The 17,539-nt window shown below is 37.2% G+C and carries 20 protein-coding genes; 10 read left to right on the top strand and 10 right to left on the bottom strand.

Going from position 1 to position 17,539, the window contains the following annotated elements; all coding sequences use genetic code 11:
- Nucleotides 1-75: 75 nt before the first annotated feature.
- The 3 genes from AC3E9U_RS13265 to AC3E9U_RS13255 all read left to right on the top strand — a co-directional run bounded on the left by AC3E9U_RS13265 (nucleotide 76) and on the right by AC3E9U_RS13255 (nucleotide 2,231).
- A complete protein-coding gene (locus AC3E9U_RS13265) occupies nucleotides 76-273 on the top strand; it encodes a hypothetical protein (RefSeq protein ID WP_488747399.1) in 198 nt (65 codons plus the stop codon).
- A 262-nt stretch (nucleotides 274-535) separates the two neighbouring features.
- On the top strand, nucleotides 536-1,762 hold the full coding sequence (locus AC3E9U_RS13260) for a serine hydrolase domain-containing protein (RefSeq protein ID WP_488747398.1): 1,227 nt from the start codon (nucleotides 536-538) through the stop codon (nucleotides 1,760-1,762).
- 34 nt (nucleotides 1,763-1,796) lie between these two features.
- Nucleotides 1,797-2,231, top strand: a complete 435-nt coding sequence (locus tag AC3E9U_RS13255; protein WP_488747397.1) for a PH domain-containing protein — start codon at nucleotides 1,797-1,799, stop codon at nucleotides 2,229-2,231.
- Here AC3E9U_RS13255 and ygiD read toward each other — a convergent pair.
- From ygiD to AC3E9U_RS13235, 4 genes are all read right to left on the bottom strand, one after another.
- On the bottom strand, nucleotides 2,228-3,061 hold the full coding sequence (gene ygiD / locus AC3E9U_RS13250; RefSeq protein WP_488747662.1) for a 4,5-DOPA-extradiol-dioxygenase: 834 nt from the start codon (nucleotides 3,059-3,061) through the stop codon (nucleotides 2,228-2,230). The genes AC3E9U_RS13255 and ygiD overlap by 4 nt on opposite strands.
- Before the next feature lie 131 nt (nucleotides 3,062-3,192).
- Nucleotides 3,193-4,020 (bottom strand): CvfB family protein, encoded by an 828-nt coding sequence (locus AC3E9U_RS13245; protein WP_488747396.1) that lies wholly within the window; start codon nucleotides 4,018-4,020, stop codon nucleotides 3,193-3,195.
- Between the two features lie 82 nt (nucleotides 4,021-4,102).
- Entirely contained in the window at nucleotides 4,103-5,755 is a 1,653-nt protein-coding gene (menD, locus tag AC3E9U_RS13240; protein WP_488747395.1) for a 2-succinyl-5-enolpyruvyl-6-hydroxy-3-cyclohexene-1-carboxylic-acid synthase, read from the bottom strand.
- A gap of 51 nt (nucleotides 5,756-5,806) precedes the next feature.
- Nucleotides 5,807-6,475 carry a hypothetical protein gene (locus AC3E9U_RS13235; protein WP_488747394.1) on the bottom strand — a complete coding sequence of 223 codons (669 nt, stop codon included), beginning with the start codon at nucleotides 6,473-6,475 and terminating at the stop codon, nucleotides 5,807-5,809.
- Nucleotides 6,476-6,689: 214 nt separating this feature from the next.
- Here AC3E9U_RS13235 and AC3E9U_RS13230 point away from each other — a divergent pair, with 214 nt between their 5' ends.
- Complete coding sequence (locus AC3E9U_RS13230; protein ID WP_488747393.1) at nucleotides 6,690-7,184, top strand: GNAT family N-acetyltransferase; 495 nt, start codon at nucleotides 6,690-6,692, stop codon at nucleotides 7,182-7,184.
- A gap of 143 nt (nucleotides 7,185-7,327) precedes the next feature.
- Here the strand turns inward: AC3E9U_RS13230 and AC3E9U_RS13225 are convergent, their stop codons facing one another.
- Together AC3E9U_RS13225 and AC3E9U_RS13220 are read right to left on the bottom strand one after the other, a co-directional pair.
- Nucleotides 7,328-7,918, bottom strand: a complete 591-nt coding sequence (locus tag AC3E9U_RS13225) for a glutathione peroxidase (protein ID WP_488747392.1) — start codon at nucleotides 7,916-7,918, stop codon at nucleotides 7,328-7,330.
- A gap of 116 nt (nucleotides 7,919-8,034) precedes the next feature.
- Nucleotides 8,035-11,232 carry a cytochrome c biogenesis protein gene (locus tag AC3E9U_RS13220; protein WP_488747391.1) on the bottom strand — a complete coding sequence of 1,066 codons (3,198 nt, stop codon included), beginning with the start codon at nucleotides 11,230-11,232 and terminating at the stop codon, nucleotides 8,035-8,037.
- 314 nt (nucleotides 11,233-11,546) lie between these two features.
- On the opposite strand from AC3E9U_RS13220, the gene prmA reads away from it, so the two are divergent.
- Both prmA and AC3E9U_RS13210 read left to right on the top strand, forming a co-directional pair.
- Nucleotides 11,547-12,383, top strand: a complete 837-nt coding sequence (gene prmA, locus AC3E9U_RS13215) for a 50S ribosomal protein L11 methyltransferase (RefSeq protein WP_488747390.1) — start codon at nucleotides 11,547-11,549, stop codon at nucleotides 12,381-12,383.
- 28 nt (nucleotides 12,384-12,411) lie between these two features.
- Nucleotides 12,412-12,687, top strand: a complete 276-nt coding sequence (locus AC3E9U_RS13210) for an ATP-dependent Clp protease adaptor ClpS (protein WP_488747389.1) — start codon at nucleotides 12,412-12,414, stop codon at nucleotides 12,685-12,687.
- Between the two features lie 51 nt (nucleotides 12,688-12,738).
- On the opposite strand, the gene AC3E9U_RS13205 is transcribed toward AC3E9U_RS13210, so the two are convergent.
- The 3 genes from AC3E9U_RS13205 to AC3E9U_RS13195 all read right to left on the bottom strand — a co-directional run bounded on the left by AC3E9U_RS13205 (nucleotide 12,739) and on the right by AC3E9U_RS13195 (nucleotide 14,240).
- On the bottom strand, nucleotides 12,739-13,164 hold the full coding sequence (locus tag AC3E9U_RS13205) for a lipocalin-like domain-containing protein (protein ID WP_488747388.1): 426 nt from the start codon (nucleotides 13,162-13,164) through the stop codon (nucleotides 12,739-12,741).
- A gap of 87 nt (nucleotides 13,165-13,251) precedes the next feature.
- On the bottom strand, nucleotides 13,252-13,674 hold the full coding sequence (locus AC3E9U_RS13200; RefSeq protein WP_488747387.1) for a DUF6691 family protein: 423 nt from the start codon (nucleotides 13,672-13,674) through the stop codon (nucleotides 13,252-13,254).
- An 8-nt stretch (nucleotides 13,675-13,682) separates the two neighbouring features.
- Nucleotides 13,683-14,240 carry a YeeE/YedE family protein gene (locus AC3E9U_RS13195; protein WP_488747386.1) on the bottom strand — a complete coding sequence of 186 codons (558 nt, stop codon included), beginning with the start codon at nucleotides 14,238-14,240 and terminating at the stop codon, nucleotides 13,683-13,685.
- Nucleotides 14,241-14,360: 120 nt separating this feature from the next.
- On the opposite strand from AC3E9U_RS13195, the gene AC3E9U_RS13190 reads away from it, so the two are divergent.
- The 4 genes from AC3E9U_RS13190 (at nucleotide 14,361) to AC3E9U_RS13175 (ending at nucleotide 17,083) form a co-directional block, all read left to right on the top strand.
- Nucleotides 14,361-14,837 carry a DUF4199 domain-containing protein gene (locus AC3E9U_RS13190; protein WP_488747385.1) on the top strand — a complete coding sequence of 159 codons (477 nt, stop codon included), beginning with the start codon at nucleotides 14,361-14,363 and terminating at the stop codon, nucleotides 14,835-14,837.
- Between the two features lie 5 nt (nucleotides 14,838-14,842).
- Nucleotides 14,843-15,307: a 2-dehydro-3-deoxyphosphooctonate aldolase gene (locus tag AC3E9U_RS13185; RefSeq protein ID WP_488747384.1), complete on the top strand. Its 465-nt coding sequence runs from the start codon at nucleotides 14,843-14,845 to the stop codon at nucleotides 15,305-15,307.
- A 93-nt stretch (nucleotides 15,308-15,400) separates the two neighbouring features.
- A complete protein-coding gene (gene kdsA / locus AC3E9U_RS13180; RefSeq protein WP_488747383.1) occupies nucleotides 15,401-16,219 on the top strand; it encodes a 3-deoxy-8-phosphooctulonate synthase in 819 nt (272 codons plus the stop codon).
- Nucleotides 16,220-16,237: 18 nt separating this feature from the next.
- Nucleotides 16,238-17,083, top strand: a complete 846-nt coding sequence (locus tag AC3E9U_RS13175) for a hypothetical protein (protein WP_488747382.1) — start codon at nucleotides 16,238-16,240, stop codon at nucleotides 17,081-17,083.
- 49 nt (nucleotides 17,084-17,132) lie between these two features.
- On the opposite strand, the gene AC3E9U_RS13170 is transcribed toward AC3E9U_RS13175, so the two are convergent.
- Complete coding sequence (locus AC3E9U_RS13170) at nucleotides 17,133-17,480, bottom strand: DUF1801 domain-containing protein (RefSeq protein WP_488747381.1); 348 nt, start codon at nucleotides 17,478-17,480, stop codon at nucleotides 17,133-17,135.
- Nucleotides 17,481-17,539 lie beyond the last annotated feature (59 nt).

The raw sequence follows: 17,539 nt of genomic DNA, 5'->3' as shown, positions 1-17,539 counted from the left end.
TAGAAATTTCGTAATTTTAAGTACTTCTTTCACAAGGAGTTAGTTCACTGATTTATTAATTAAAAAAGTTATTCTTTGAAAAAATCCGTAATTTTTGTCGCTCTTTTATCTGTAGTATTATTTACAAGTTGTAAAAAAGATTCTGAAGTGAAAACTGAAGAAACAACTGAAGCAGTAATGGAAGAGCAAGTAGATTCAGTTGCAACTGACAGCATTAAAACTGACGAAGTAGCACCTGTGGAAGTTAAGGGAGATACATTGACTAAAAAATAAGTCATATTCTTTAGAAGACATTTTCATTATACCATAGGTAATGACGTGAATGTTGGATTAATGAGATGAAGTTACAACGCTCTGCTTAAAGACAAAGAAATTTTTAAAACAATTGAGGTTCAGCGCTATTTTTCAGCTGACGCGATTGTTAAAATTTATTTCTAATAAAACAATGAGGCTAACCCACAAGGTTAGCCTTTTTGTTTCGACTTTTTTCGGTTATCTTTTTTCTGTTTTTAACAAATTAATTGAATTTAAAATTTTGAAGTTATTTATATTTGCTTTTTTACCAATGATTACAATGACGATTTCAAGATACATCCCTATACTTTCTCTATTTTTATTTTTAAGCTGCATCGGAAAAGACGGAAAAAACGGCAATAACGGCAACGACACTGTTCTTTTAGCGGATAAGTATGCTGTAAGTTTTCCTAAATTGAGTTCAAAATACACTTCGGAAGAACGAATTTTAGTTGAAAATTTCTATAACAAACACTATAATCCGAAAGATTTCAGTGGTGGTTTTCTGGTTGCTAAAAATGGTCAGATCATCTATGAAAACTACACCGGATATGCGTATAAAGAAAAAGGCGATAAAATCACGGCTGAAAAACCCATCCATATTGCTTCCGTAAGTAAAATGCTGACGGCCGTTTGTGTCCTTAAATTAGTTGATGAAGGCAAAATCCAGCTTGACAAAAATGTTCAGACGTATTTGCCGACTTTCCCTCAAAAGGAAACTACAGTTCGTATGCTGTTAAATCACCGCAGCGGTTTGAGAAACTATGCCTATTTTACCGATGACAAGGGGGTTTGGAACAAAAAGCAGACCTTAACCAATCAGGATGTTTTGAATCTTTTGGCTACGAAACCGATCGGATTGGAATCAAGACCCGGAACCCGTTTTGGTTATTGCAACACCAATTATGCTTTATTGGCTTTGGTTATTGAAAAAGCTACCCATAAAAAATATTCGGAAGTAATGAACGAAATGATTTTCAAGCCTCTTGGCATGAAAAATACTTTTGTTTTTGACGATCTGAAAAAGAAAGACGAAGTGAGTCAGTCCTACAAGAACAACTACTTACGACTTGCGTTCGAGTTTCTGGATCAGGTATACGGAGATAAAAATATTTATTCCACTCCCAGAGACTTGCTGAAATTCGAGCTGGCTACTTATTCTGATGCTTTCCTAAGCAAAAAAATGAAAACTGAAATGTTCAAAGGCTACAGTTACGAAACTAAAGGACAACGTAATTACGGACTTGGGATTCGTATGCTGGAATTTGAAACCGGTCAGAAATACTTTTTCCATAACGGCTGGTGGCACGGAAACACTTCTTCTTTAGTAACCTTACGAAAAGAAAATGTTGCTATCATTGCGCTATCGAACAAATACACTCACAAAACGTATCAGACCAAAAAACTGGCTGCTCATTTTGGGGATTATCCTTTTAAATTTAAGGACGAAGCCATCGGCGCGGAGTAAAATTCCATTGCAGCTAACGATCGTCTTCTAAAAAATGAAAAAATATAATTCCACAGTAAATCCAATTCTTGTTCCGCTTCTGGTGTTAGTGGTCGTTGGAATTGTATCATCCTTTTTCTTTGTCGACAAGGAAATCGGAGAAGAAATGCCGTTGCCCATAAAAATCTTTTTGGGGTTAGTTGCTTTAATATTGTCGTGGATCTTGTTGGACACTAATTATGTCATCAAGGAGAATCATCTTTATTACCGGTCAGGTCCAATCCGCGGGAAAATTGACGTCCTTAAAATCACAAAAGTTGAGAATGTCAAAACATGGTATGTGAGTTCAATCTTAAAACCGGCATTGGGTTCTTACGGGCTGACAGTTATCTACAACAAATTCGACGACATTTACATTTCCCCTAAACATAAGGAAGAATTCATAAATGAACTTCTGAAAATCAATCCGGATATTCAGATATTTCCTTAACCAATTTTCACGGAAGTCATGGTGAGTGAGCCTCCTACTGCTTTATCATTAAAGAAACTAATATCATCTTTGTTATCCTGCAATGCCAGATTATACAACATAGGATAATAATGATCCGGTGTCGGTATCGCTAATTTTGCGGCTTTATTCAGGTTTTCATAATCGATTAATGCCTTATGATTTCCATCCGATATTTTGTCTTTGAAAATCGTATTCATTTCGGTGGCCCAATCGTAACCATATTCCGGCTCGCTCAGTTTATCCCAAGCTACCATTCTTAAATTGTGGACCATGTTCCCGCTTCCTATGATTAAGACACCTTTTTTGCGTAAAGACGCTAATTGTTTCGCTAAATCATAATGATATTGCGGTGGCTTACTGTAATCAATACTTAACTGCAATACCGGAATATCAGCATCGGGATACATATGACGAACTACTGTCCACGTACCGTGATCTAAACCCCAATCATGATCTAAACCAACATCTGTTGAAGTAATCAATTCCTTTGCAGCTAATGCCAATTCCGGATTTCCGGGCGCAGGATATTGAACGTTGAAAAGTTCCTGAGGAAAACCCCCGAAATCATGAATCGTTTTCGGATTGTTCATCGCTGTAATATGCGTTCCCCTTGTTAACCAATGCGCTGAAATCACCAAGACCGCTTTGGGTTTCTCGATGGTTTGCCCCATAGCTCTCCACGTTTGCGAAAACTGATTGTCTTCGATACCATTCATGGGAGAACCATGACCTATAAATAAAACCGGAAGTTTACTATCCGCTTCTTTTAAATCCTTTGTCCAATTATAAAATGGTTGTAAGGTTGCCATAGCCGTTCCTCCTATTATCGTTTTAATAAATTCACTTCTTTTCATTACTATACAATAATTGTATATACAAATGTAGTGATAAATAACTAATGAAATTGGAATTTAATACTTTTTAACAGTAAGCGATTGATTTACAACAGGTAAATCCCGTCGTCTTTGATATCGATGAGCTTTTGTTTGTAAAGCGTTCCGATGGCTTTTTTGAACGTTTTCTTGCTCATCTGAAGTACCGTTTTGATATCTTCCGGGTGCGAATCGTCATTCAAACGAAGGAATCCGCGGCTGGCTTTCAATTCGTCTAAAATTGCCTGAGCGGAAGCATCGATGCGCTCCATACCGAAAGGCTGGCGAGATACATCTATTTTACCGTCGGGACGAATGGCTTTAATGAATCCTACAATTCGGTCACCTGTGCGCAAGTCTTCAAAAACTTCATTTTTATATAAAAGTCCTTTGTGCTTTTCGTTTATGATTACATTGATGCCTACTTCGGTGATATGTGAAACGATTAAATCGACTTCTTCCCCTACTTCAAGGGTAATGTCTTTATTATCCAGAAACTGATTGGTTTTACTGGAACCTACCAAACGTTTGGATTTTTCATCCAGATACATGTAAACGAGGTAACGTTTCCCCTGCTCCATTGGTCGTGCCTGTTCCTTGAACGGAACAAACAGATCTTTCTCCATGCCCCAATTCATGAAAGCACCAAACTGGTTCGTGTAATTTACCCTAAGTAAGGCAAATTCATTCAGGAAAATATAAGGTTCCAATGTAGTGGCAACAGGTCTTTCTTCATGATCAAGGTATACAAAAACCGAAATCTCATCACCAATTTTAAAATCATCGGACACGTACTTATTTGGCAATAAGATATCATCCGTACCATCGGTTAAGTACATACCAACTTTGGTATCGCGTGCAATTGTCAGTGTGTTGTATTTTCCTATTTCGATCATATTCTGAGTTTCAAAGTGGCAAAGGTACGAAGTTAAAGGCTAAAATCTTTAATAAAAGAAAGTCCGCCAACTTGTATCCGACTTAATTCAAATTTTTAAAATAACTCAACAATACCTTATTGTTTACTTCGGTTGGCGTGAAAACTTCCATTATTGAAGGTTTATCAATAGCTAAAAACGACTTCATCTCCGATTTCAATCCGGCTTCATCACTACAATTGAAATACTCAAATCCGTACATTTTAGCTAAGTGTTCAGCGTTTAGCGAATGGGTTGTTTCAAAAAAAGTATTGAAAACTTCCGTCTCCTGATGGCCCGGTAAAATCCTGAAAATCCCTCCTCCTCGATTATTAATCAGGATAATTTTGAAATTTTTTGAGATGTAATTGTTCCAAAGCGCGTTGCTGTCGTAAAAGAAACTCACATCACCGGTAATCATCATTGTGGGTTTACCTGACGCTACTGCTGCACCGATAGCTGTGGTTGTACTTCCGTCGATTCCACTTGTTCCGCGATTGCAGAATACTTCTATACTTGGATGCATATCGAATAACTGCGCATATCGAATTGGCGAACTGTTACTGATTTGCAACTGACTGTTTTCCGGCAACATCGGCAATATCTTTTCAAAAACTTTCATATCCGAAAACGGAATAGTCTTCAGATACTCATTATGTTTTTCTTTTCTAAATGCTTTTAAATCTGTCGCCATTTGGTTGTAATCACTTGTAGTTGCATTTGTTTTTGAAAGGAATTCGTTGAAAAAATGATTCGGATTCACTTCAAAATGCTGTGTCAGGCAACCAAAAGTATCATAAGCTCTGTGCGTGTCAACATGCCAATGTTCCTGTGGTTGGTATTTTCGCATGAACGCTTTTATTCTTTTGGAAACAATCATTCCTCCAACTGAAACAAGAATTTCCGGCTGAAAAGCTTTGAATTCTTCCTCGGTAAATGGCGTAATTATCGTATCGATATTGGTTATGAAATTCGGATGATGAACATTAGAAGATACTTCGGTCATCACTACCACAGACGGATCTTTGGCCAACTGATTCAACACCGCTTCATCGATTTCACCCGGATAATTTCCTCCGATTAAAACCAGTTTCTTTTTAGCACTATTCCATTGATTTACAAATCCATCTAAATTTGGCAAAGCTTTCTCTTCCTGCTGATACTTCACGATTTGAGGTTTTACAGAAAGTTCATTAACGGTTTCATACAAAGGTTCTTCAAAAGGCGCATTGATGTGCACCGGACCTTTTTGTGTTACTGCCACATTCAGTGCTTCATTGATCTTCAAATCGTTTTCTTCTGAAGCCTCTTCGTTCAAATTAGCATTAAAAAGAATATGATTAGCATAAACATTTTCCTGTCGGATAGTTTGGCCGTCTCCAATGTCAATTTTACTTTTTGGACGGTCTGCGGAAATAACCACCAGTGGGATCTGACTGTAAAAAGCCTCCGCAACTGCAGGATAATAATTTAGTAATGCTGAACCGGAGGTGCAAACAAGAATAACTGGCTTTTGCTTTTGCTGCGCTATTCCCATGGCGAAAAAAGCGGCACAGCGTTCATCGGCAATACTGAAACAGTTAAATTCCGGATTACTGGCAAAACCAATGGTCAATGGGGCATTTCTGGAGCCGGGAGAAATAACGACATCATGAAGGTCTTTAGCCCGGCAGATTTCTAGTATGCTTTGTGCTAAAGGTATTTTTGGGTAAATCATTTTTAACTTGCTAAGTCACAAAGATACAAATATTAAGATGCTGTATCTCCTTTAGGAATGTAACTTTTCCTGCTCCTGTAAGATCATGAATTTATAAAATGCGAAATGGGAAATTCCGTAGGTCAAAATTACCAATTGATATATTCCTTCGTTTTTAAGGTAAAATTTATTGATGAAAAAGGCAGCGATTTGAACAATGAACAAGATGGAACTGATTAATAACCAGTAATTTTTCTGTCCCGAATTATTGACGTAATTGATAATGGCCACACCTCCTATAAAGGATGTAAAAAACGCATTTAAGATCCAAATATAATAAGTGTTACCCAGGAAGGCAATTACAAATTCGATTATGTACAGATAGATTACAAAAAAGGGAATGAAAGCTATGCTCACTGCTCTGTAGTTTTGTTTTGTAACCAAGCCCAGGATAAGTATGAACAAACACAATTTGAAAAGCATCGATGAAAAAGTAGCATAAAGGAAGGCATTGGGTGTTTCTAAACGAAAAAACACGGAAGCGCACTGGTAAAGCAGCAACGCCATAATAAAAAGAACACTTTTCTTTTGGGAAGTTATCAGGTACAGTACAAATAAAAGGGGAATCCGGATGAACCAAAACACATCCGTCAATTCCTCAATATCCAATAAAGAGAAGAAACTATACAAAAATAGATTTATGAAGTACAGGATCGATAATATTTTAGCTATATCTTTCACGTCTCCTTCCGTATTTTGAATGTTTTTTTAGTATCAACTTTTAAACGTTAAATATACTTATTTTTAACCAGAATTGGTACGAAATATCGCATATATAAACTTAAATAGTAAAAAATTACAAATAGACTCAAATCTTCAGGAATTCGAGATAACCCATCCATTTTTTTGAGTTGTAGACAATATTAACTAATTTTGATAGGTAAAACATCATAAAATGAGCATCAGCATCCGTCAGGCAACAGAGGCAGATATGTCTGCTGTTTTGGAAATCATCAATTACGAGATTTTGAATTCGACTTCAATTTATGACTATGAACCAAGATCTCTGGAACAGCAATTAACTATTTTCCAGGACAAAATAGACAAAGGTTTCCCGTTTATTGTAGCCGAAAAAAATGATACAATTGTTGGTTTCGGAACTTATGGCCCATTCCGATTTAAGGAAGCTTATAAATTCACCGTGGAACATTCGGTTTATGTTCATAAAGATTTTACTGGCAATGGCATTGGCTCTACCCTTCTGACAGAACTGATTGAAATGGCTCGACTGCAAAAAATGCATACTATGATCGGTGTTATCGATGCAGAAAACACGGGAAGCATTTCCTTCCACGAACGAAAGGGCTTTAAAAGGGCCGGACAGCTAAAAGAAACCGGATATAAATTTGACCGTTGGCTGGATTCCGTATTTGTGGAGTTGATTTTGTAGTGGCAGTAATTAGTTACCGGTAATTAGTAAAGAGTTACATCTCAGAATAAAAAAATCCCAAAACTGAAAATTCAATTTTGGGATTTTTATTATCATTATTTAATAGTTTTTGCTCCCGATAGTTACCGGGACTGCCTTCTTCGTTACGAAGCTTTGATCCACTCGATGATCTCCTTATCATTTGGCAAAACTCTCGGACTTATTACATCGTATAGTTCCCCTTTTTCGTTAATCAGGAATTTTTGGAAATTCCATTCTACCTGACTGTCTTCCAATCCGTTTTTAGCTTTTTCAGTTAAAAAATGATATAATGGCGCCATATCATCGCCTTTCACGGAAATTTTCTCCATCATTGGGAAAGTAACTCCGTAGTTCTTCGTACAAAAAGTTTTGATTTCTTTATTCGAACCCGGTTCCTGTGCTCCGAAATTATTAGCCGGGAAACCTATGATTACGAAACCTTTGTCTTTATACTCGGAATATACTTTCTGCAATTGCTCATACTGAGGTGTTAACCCGCATTCGGAAGCGGTATTTACCACCATGATTTTCTTTCCTTTTAAGGTAGCGAAATCAAATTCGTTTCCTTCAATATCCTTTACCTTAAACTGATATATGTTTTGCTTCATTGATTTATTTTTTTCAGCAGTCTGTGCTGTTTTTTTATTGACCTGATTTTGTGCCTGACTTCCTATTGCAAATAACAAGCTCAGAACTAAGATAAGTTTTTTCATATAATTTAAAATATTACTTTTTTTCAAAGTTATAAATTTAACATCCAAAATGTATTAAACAAATCATAATAAAGCAACTTAAAAAAAGAACCCCCTGATTTCTCAGAGGGTTTTATCTATTTTTTATAATGTTTTTTATACTGGAAATAAGAAGCTATTCCAAGCAGCGCCACCAAAGCAACCGAAATATAAACGAAATTCGGTGTTACTACTTTATCTCCTTTTGCATACGAATGTAATCCGGTTAAATAGAAATTCACTCCAAAATACGTCATCATGATCGAATAAAAAGCAACAACACTCATCAGGTTGTAAAACCATTTTCCTCTCAGCGCCGGTACAAATCGCATGTGAATTACGAAAGCATACACCATAATACTGATTAACGCCCAGGTTTCTTTCGGATCCCAGCCCCAATAACGTCCCCAGCTTTCGTTAGCCCATTGTCCTCCTAAGAAGTTACCAATGGTCAACATCACCAGACCTACCGTTAAAGCCATTTCATTGATAATGGTAATTTCTCTTATATTAAGCTCCATTTTCTTTTTGTTATTCTTGTTGGTCAACAACATTAATAACAACGAAACGATTCCTAAGATCATTCCCAATGTAAAAGGTCCGTAGCTCGCTACAATAACCGCTACGTGAATCATTAACCAATACGAATTCAAAACCGGTTGTAAGTTGGCAATTGCCGGATCCATCCAGTTCCAATGAGCAATCATTAAAATCATGGATGCAACGAAAGTACCCGCCGCCACTGTCAATGGAGATTTGTTAACCAATTTGTGTTTCGTTAAGAAAAACAACCATAATGGGTTTCCAAATCCTAAAGTCAATGTGAAAAGCATGGTTGCCCAGCCGACATATATCATCGATTCATAGGCATCACTCCACGGAGCATGTCCGGAAATGTACCAACGTACAATCAAACCTGCCGTATGCAATAAAAACAGCACCGTAACAACTACATTAAGGGCTTTAAGTGAGAACAATAACCATTTTTTGTTGCTAAATATGTTTATTATGGACAAAATCAACATAAGTACCCCGGCGTACATATACCAGGAAAACAGTTTTTTGAAGATGTCATATTTGTTATATAGGATTTCCGAATTGATTTTCTCTTCACTTGGATACACCTCTTTACCGTATTTCTTTTGGAATTTGATCAATCCGTCAAGGAAGGTTTCCGCTGCTTTGTAATCATGCTTGGTCGGAACTTCATCCAGTGAACTCAAATATAATGGAATCACGTTTTTTGTAAACAACGAATCAATTCCTGTCAGACCCGTTTCGTTCAGTTCCAGATGCGAAACCCATTTGTTGTTCTTGTCAAACGGAATCGGGAACACTTTTAAAATTTGTCCGCTCAATGCCGAATACAATAAGTTCACTTTCTTATCGGTTTCGATAAAATCTTTCTGAAACTGATTTGGAACCGGTGCTTTATAGGCTTCCTCCAAATAAGGCGATAATTTATAGTTCCCTCTGTCATCAAAGAATTTCATCAGGGAAACGTACTTTGCACCTTTTTCGGCACCGATCAAATTATGGATACTATCGTTGTCTTTTTTGATGTAGATAATCGGCACATTGTACCAAACCTGTGGAAATTGGGTCATCGAAAGGAAAACCTGATCGGAGTTCATTCCTTTATACGTGTCACTTTTGCTGACTTTTCGCAACAATTCAGACGAAAACGTATTTAATGGTTTCATACGTCCTCCCTGGTCCTGAACAATCAGTCGGCCGAATTTTTCCGCATGTTCTTCTGAAACCTTATATCTGAAAATCAATGAATCGATTTGCTTTTCGGTGGGCATCGTCGGTTGGTGTTCCTGATGTTGTGCCATCATCCCAGTGCTGAAAAGCAAAACGATAATTGCCGTTAAACTTGCTTTTTTAGCTTTGACTTTATCCAGTTTTCGCTTCAGATCGCCGAAACGGGAATCTTTTGTAAACAAAATTCCGAGCATTCCTAAAAATAAAAAGAAGTAGCCAACATAAGTAACCCATGTTCCCCAAAAATCATGATTTACGGAAAGAACCGTGCCTTTTTCATCCGGATCAAAAGAAGCCTGAAAGAAACGATATCCTCTGTAATCCAAAATGTTATTCATGAAAATTCGGGCATCAAAAGTGTTTTTTTCTTCTGTATCCACCACCGTTACTTTACTCTCAAAAGCGGAATAACTTTTCTCGGTTCCGGGATACTTAGAAGCAATGAAATCGTTTAATTTAATTTTGAACGGTGTTTCATAAATCTTACTGCCGTACATAAAAGTATATTCCAGGTTCCCCAATTTAAATGACTGAGGTTCACCCATTTTTCCTTTAGCCCCCATCAGGGTAACTTCTTTTTCTTTTCCTTCGGTTTTAACAGTAAGCACTAAAGCGTCATCCGTGTTTTTATCTTTATAATCACCATTAGATTCCAGAGCCATTTTCCCTTTAATCGCAGGTTGCGGAATTACGAATTGCGTTCCACCCATGTGATAAAGAGAACGAAGCATCAGCGGCTGGATTTTATCTTTCTGAACAGTACCCTGCATTTTGTCCGCCATTCGCATAAAATTTCCGTCAAACGGAGCCTGAATAGTATACGCTTCTGATATTTTAGTGATGTTTACAGCACCTTGTGTGAATTTATTAAACGCAAAAAGTACGTTGTGGATATTCTGCACTTCACCTTCTTTTAGGAAATGCTCGTGACGCGTTCCGTCTCCGGATTCCACCAATTTCAAAAACAAAACACCATTTGGATCTTCTTTAACTACTTCTTTGGCTCCCATAATGAAATCTTTGAATTCGATTTCGAACGGAATCTTGTCAAAATTCTCATTAATTGAGAAATAATTATCTGTAGCAGGCGACATCAGCAATTGCTTTTCAAATGTTCTGCGTTTCATTTCGCCGTCATGGTTACCGTCCACAAAAACATTAAGATATACTTTTTCGGAAAAAATCTGGTTAGATTCCTGACCTTCGCGAATCGGCATCATCCCTTCAAAACTGATGTAACGGGTTATAAAAGCTCCGGCTATAATCAAAATAAAAGACAAGTGCAGTAACAACGATGCCCATTTGCTTTTCTGCAGTAAATTGTATCGTTTGATGTTCCCGATGAAATTGATTACAAAGAACACCATGATCACTTCAAACCATTTGGCGTTGTATACTAAAATTCGGGCGGTATCGGTATTGTAATCATTTTCAATAAAGGTCCCGGCGGCCATCGCTGCAGCAAAAACGAGGAATAAAACAGCCATTAAACGGGTTGAAAACAGGAAGGAAAATATTTTTTTATCCATAACGGAAATGCTTTTTTACAAATTGGTGCGAAGATACTTAAAAACTAAGTTTTGAAACCCCATTTTAACGAAATTTAAGAAATATGATGTTTGGCTAAAAACTTACTTTATCAATACGAATCAGAACACTAAATCTACTAACACAAACTTAATCAGAATTCTAACAGCAAGAACTGACAATTATCATCTCGACTTTTCCGTATTCAGATGTCCCTTCGCCCTTCTCCCTTCTCCCCTCCCATCTATTTTCTATTCTCTATTCTCTTTCATCTTCTCACTTTTCACATAATTACTACCTTTGCAAAAAAAATATCATGGATAATGCATATATCGGGTACCATTTTACGGTGGAACCTAGAGAATTGGGTTCGGAAATTCTAGTAGCCGAATTGGGAGAAACAGCCTTTGAAAGTTTTATTGAAACCGAAAACGGTATTTCTGCTTATGTACAGAAAGCACTTTGGAACGAGCATATTTTGGACGATGTTCAGATTTTACATTCAGATGAATTTAAGATCGAATATACTTTTGAAGAAATCGAACAGGTAAACTGGAATGAAGAATGGGAGAAAAATTTCGATCCGATTGATGTCGACGGAATTTGTCATGTTCGTGCTCCTTTCCACGAAAAAACGAATGCGCGATACGATATTGTCATCGAACCTAAAATGAGTTTTGGAACCGGGCATCATGAAACCACGCACATGATGATCCAGCATCTTCTGGAAATGGACGTTACCGATTTAAAGACCTTGGACATGGGTTGCGGAACCGCCATTTTAGCCATTTTAGCCGAAATGAAAGGAGCTAAACCAATCGATGCGATTGACATTGACAACTGGTGTTACCTGAATTCCATTGAAAATGCCGACAGAAACAACTGCAAACACATTTCGGTTTATGAAGGTGATGCGTCATTGCTGAATCAGGGTCAGAAATACGATTTGATTATCGCCAACATCAACAGAAATATTTTGCTGAATGATATGCAGACTTATGTTAACTGTCTGAACAAAGGCGGAATTTTGTTGTTAAGCGGATTCTACAATGAAGATATTTCTGTGATAGATACCTCCTGTACGGAAAAAGGCCTAACCTATGTTAAAAAGTTCCAAAAGAACAATTGGGTTGCTTTAAAATACGTAAATTAGTAGCTAATTTCAATCTAACAATTAGATTATGAGTGTAAAAGAAAAAGTAAGGGAGAAAGTCTCCGTAGAAGAACTACTCTCTTCTGATTACGAAATTATTCTGTTTAATGATGATGTCAATACATTCGATCATGTGATAGATACACTGATAGATGTTTGCAATCATGAACCTTTACAAGCAGAACAATGTGCGCTTCTGGTTCACTACACCGGTAAATGCGGTGTAAAAACAGGCTCATATAAGGAATTGGAACCGCGGTGCGGCAAACTGCTTGAAGCCGGCCTTAGTGCTGAGATACAATAAAAAAAGTCCCGAATTTCCTTCGGGACTTTTTATTTATACGAAAAAGCGGAATTACATTCTTGTGAATACTGCCACGTAAGTCATTCCTTCTTCAACAAACTTAATTTTCAAAGTTGTAGCATTTAAAGTCACAATTTCGGCAGTCATAGGCCCCTCTCCATCAAAAGTAGCTGTGATGTTATTACCGTTTTTTGCCCAGGTACCTTCAGTAATATCAAGTACACAATCACTTGGGTAATACCCTTCTTTTGCTACATTTCCGGAAAGTAATTCTATGTAGTCTTTTTTAGTGGCACATTCGTTTTCATAATCTTCCAACATTTCATCACCATCCATTATCATTCCCTCCTTTGAATGCTGCCATTTCCCTTCAATTGAAGCCGTAGAAGACGAACTTGAGTCATCGTCTTTGTTACAAGATGTGAAAACCATACCTAATGTAAGGGCCGAAACAAATAAAACGCTTACTCTTTTCATTATTTATTTTTTTTAAGGTTGAATAACAAATATAGAAAAAAAGTATATTTCTTATTAATTAATCATTAAAAACAGAGTAATTACCTATTAGTGAGGCAATTTACTTTTAAATACCCCGTACAGATAAGTTCCTAATAACGCTCCCGCCAAAACGATTACGATCCCGTAAAAACCGGCACCTAAAAGAATAAAGATCGGTCCGGGACATGAGCCTACCAATGCCCATCCCAATCCGAATAACAAACCGCCAACAACATAGCGAACGAATCCTCTTTCTTTGTCATCTATATGAATCGGAAGACCTTTGATATCCTTCAGATTATTTCTTTTTATAAGTTGAACACCGACAACTCCGGTAAACACAGCAACACCGATAATGCCAAACATATGGAATGACTGGAATTGGAACATTTCATAAATTCTGTACCATGAAACGGCTTCAGCTTTAGTTAAAACGATTCCGAAAACGAATCCTACTAAAATGAATTTTATTAAATTGATGAATTTCATATGCTTTCTTAAAAAATTAGAGGTAAAATATAATGCGACATAACCAACCCTCCTATAAAGAATCCGATTACAGCAATTAACGAAGGTTTCTGAAGGTTACTCAAACCGGAAATCGCGTGACCGGATGTACAGCCTCCCGCATAACGGGTTCCGAAACCGATCAGTAAACCTCCAAAGAAAAGAATGGCCAGCATTTTAGGTGTTTTGATAGCTTCCCAACTGAATAATGATTCAGGTCCTAATTTCCCGTTTGGCGCCTCGATATGCATAGCAGCCAATTGTTCAACGGTTTTAGGATTCAGCTGAACGCCGCTTCCGTCACTCAAAAAATGAACCGCGAAAAACCCGCCCAGAATAGCACCAAAGACAACAGCCAAATTCCATTTTTGCTCACGCCAGTCGAATTTGAAAAAATCCACATTTTTACCGGCTCCGGCAATTGTACATAGCGTTCTTAAATTGGAAGACATTCCAAAAGACTTTCCGAAGAAAATCAGTGTAAGCATTACTGCTCCTATCAACAACCCTGAAATATACCAAGGCCAAGTTCCGTAAAATGAATACATAATTTCGTTTCTTTTTGGCAAAAATAATTATTGCCTAAAGATTTTGTGTAACAAACATTACAATTTTTTCGCTTCAATAAAATAAACTGTTAATTTTGGTCTACTAAAATTTAGCTTGAAATGAAAAATTACAGGATTGAAATTAAATGGGGAATAATTTACATAATTGCGTCATTAGCGTGGATGTTTCTTGAAAAAGCAGTTGGTTTACATGATGTCCATATCGACAAACACCCGATTTATACTATGCTGTTCGTTTTCGTTGCCATAGCAATTTACGCAATGGCGATCCGGGATAAAAAAAAGAACTTTTTTAACGGAGTAATGACATGGAAGCAGGGTTTTGTTTCCGGTATTATGATTACAATCGTGGCAGCGCTTTTGACTCCTTTATTACAATACATAACCAGTACTTTCATTACGCCTGATTTCTTTAAAAACGCAATTGCTTATTCGGTTGAGCATCACAAATCGACCCGTGAACAGGCTGAATCTTATTTTAACCTGAAAAGCTATATCTATCAGGCCACATTTGGAACTTTATCTTTTGGAGTCGTTATTTCCGCCATTAGTGCTTATTTCAACAAAACAAAGTAAATCGTATGACTAAGAAACTATTTTCACTACTGATAATTGTGACTGCTTTCACCTCCTGCATCAGCACAAAATCAACGATTCAAAACATTGACAACAATGCGCTTAAGCCCGCCGTTAAAGACGATGCCTATATCCTGAAAGAATATGCCGATTCCAAAAAATACGGATACAATCAGGATTATCCGATCAATATAGGTGTGGTCCAGGTTACGAGCGAAAGTACATACATCGGTTATTTCTTCAAAGGGATCACCGGACCGAAAGGAGAAGCGCTGACATATGAAAAAGTAGACACCTGCTGTCCGTTTCCTACAAAATATGATAAAATGGGCGGAGGTTTATTATACATTTATGAAGTACGCTGGGCCGGGCAGTCTAAACCCGTGCGTTTGTATTTCAACATTTACGAAAGAGGCAAAATAATGTGCCCGATTGGTTTCCAGATTAAAGATTTTAACAAGAAACAATAAGAAATTTTAAGAATATTATAAGATTTCAGGCCTTCTAATTTCTACATTGGAAGGTTTTTTTGTTATATCTTTGCATCACTTTTTAGAAAAACCATGGATTTACAGAACATACCGCAAATCAAACATACCGACAGTGGGAACTTTTTCTTACTTGCAGGTCCGTGCGCCATTGAAGGCGAAGAAATGGCAATGCGAATTGCAGAGAAAACCGTTTCGGTAACGGACAAACTTAAGATCCCTTATGTATTTAAAGGTTCTTTTAAGAAAGCAAACCGCTCCAGAATTGATAGTTTCACAGGGATTGGTGATGAAAAGGCACTGAAAATCCTTGAGAAAGTTTCAAAAGAATTTGGTGTACCTACCGTTACTGATATTCACACAAACGAAGATGCGGTGATGGCTGCGGCATATGTTGATATACTTCAGATCCCTGCATTTTTAGTTCGTCAGACGGATTTAGTCGTAGCTGCTGCGAATACAGGTAAAACAGTTAACCTTAAGAAAGGTCAGTTCATGAGCCCTGAAAGCATGAAACATGCGGTACAGAAAGTGATTGACTGTAATAACCAAAACGTAATGGTTACCGACAGAGGCACCATGTTCGGATATCAGGATATGATTGTTGACTATCGCGGAATCCCAACTATGAAGGAATTTGCTTCAACGGTTTTAGACGTGACCCATTCCTTACAGCAACCTAATCAAATGGTTGGTGTGACAGGCGGTCGTCCTGAAATGATTGAAACAATTGCCAAAGCAGGTATCGCGGTTGGTGTGGACGGAATTTTCATTGAAACGCATTTCGATCCGGCTAACGCAAAAAGCGACGGTGCCAACATGCTCCATTTAGATTTATTTGAAGGACTGATGTCCAAATTAGTTGCCATAAGACAAACTATTAATAAATTTTAACCCGACTCAAATCTACTGATGAAACATCCATTTCTAATGGTTGTGCTTGTTTTTAGTGTTTTTTCTCAGCACAGTAAGGCGCAGGATGCTAATGCAATTCCAGAAAAATACACTGCTCATAATAAAGGGAAATTTTATATTTTTTGGGGTGGAAACCGTGATCATTTTTCCAAATCCGATATTACCTTTAGAGGTGAAGATTATAATTTCACACTGGAAAATGTAGAAGCACACGACAAACCGAAAGGATGGCATTGTGACTATATCAATCCGGCCAACATGACCATACCACAAACCAATTTCAGATTGGGGTATTTTATAACAGATCATTACAATATTTCCATCGGGGTCGACCATATGAAATATGTAATGTATCAGGATAAGGCTGTAAATTATACCGGATATTACCAAAATGTTGGATCTTACGGGGAAACTTTGCCCAATGGACAGCTACTGCTAACGGAAGACTTCCTGACTTTTGAACATACTGACGGTCTAAACTATATCAACACTGAATTTTCAAGGGTAGATGATATTTCGAAAGTTTTCTCATTGCCCAATACTGATAAAGTTCAGATCAATATAACTGAAGGTATCGGTGGTGGACTTTTATATCCGAAAACAAATGCAAAGGTTCTCGGTAAACAGCGACATGACAATTTCCATGCTGCCGGATATGGTCTTTCAGCTAAGGCTGGATTGAATTTTACTTTTTTCAAGTACTTCTTCATTCAAACGGAATTAAAAGGAGGCTATATCAACATGAACGATATCAGAACCACGTACGACAGTAAGGACAGTGCTTCCCAGCATTTCTTCTTTGTTGAAACGGTAATTGCGATTGGCGGAATATTCAGGATTTAAACAAATAGTAAAAAATACATTTAAAGGTTTTCAGCAATGAAAGCCTTTTTTATTTGTATAAAGCGGAAGCTTCCTTAACAACTTCTTCTAAAACCGTATTGTCTATTTCAGACAGCGTATAATACCGAAGCGACTTCACCGTATTCCTGCCTTCACCCACTAAAGTATCAAGATGTTTCGTCAGTTGAAAACCTCTGGCAAAACCAATATCCACATACCCTTTCTTATTAGGAGCCAGATATATAAAAGGTTTTTTCTTAAGATAAAGATAGGGTATTCCCCACTTGAACAACAATTCCGATTCCGGAACGATCTTACTTACTTCATCAATCACAAAAAGCATTATCGCCTGATAATGTATGGGTTGCCTGAGAATATATTCTTCCGAAGGTTTCATGCAATAAATTTATTCAAAAAAACTTGTTCATTTCAAATATTATAACTTACTTTGTTTTT

The sequence above is a fragment of the Flavobacterium sp. 21.1 genome, from assembly GCF_057801535.1.
The sequence above is the reverse complement of the archived record's forward strand: the minus strand, read 5'-3'. Positions and strand labels throughout refer to the sequence as shown.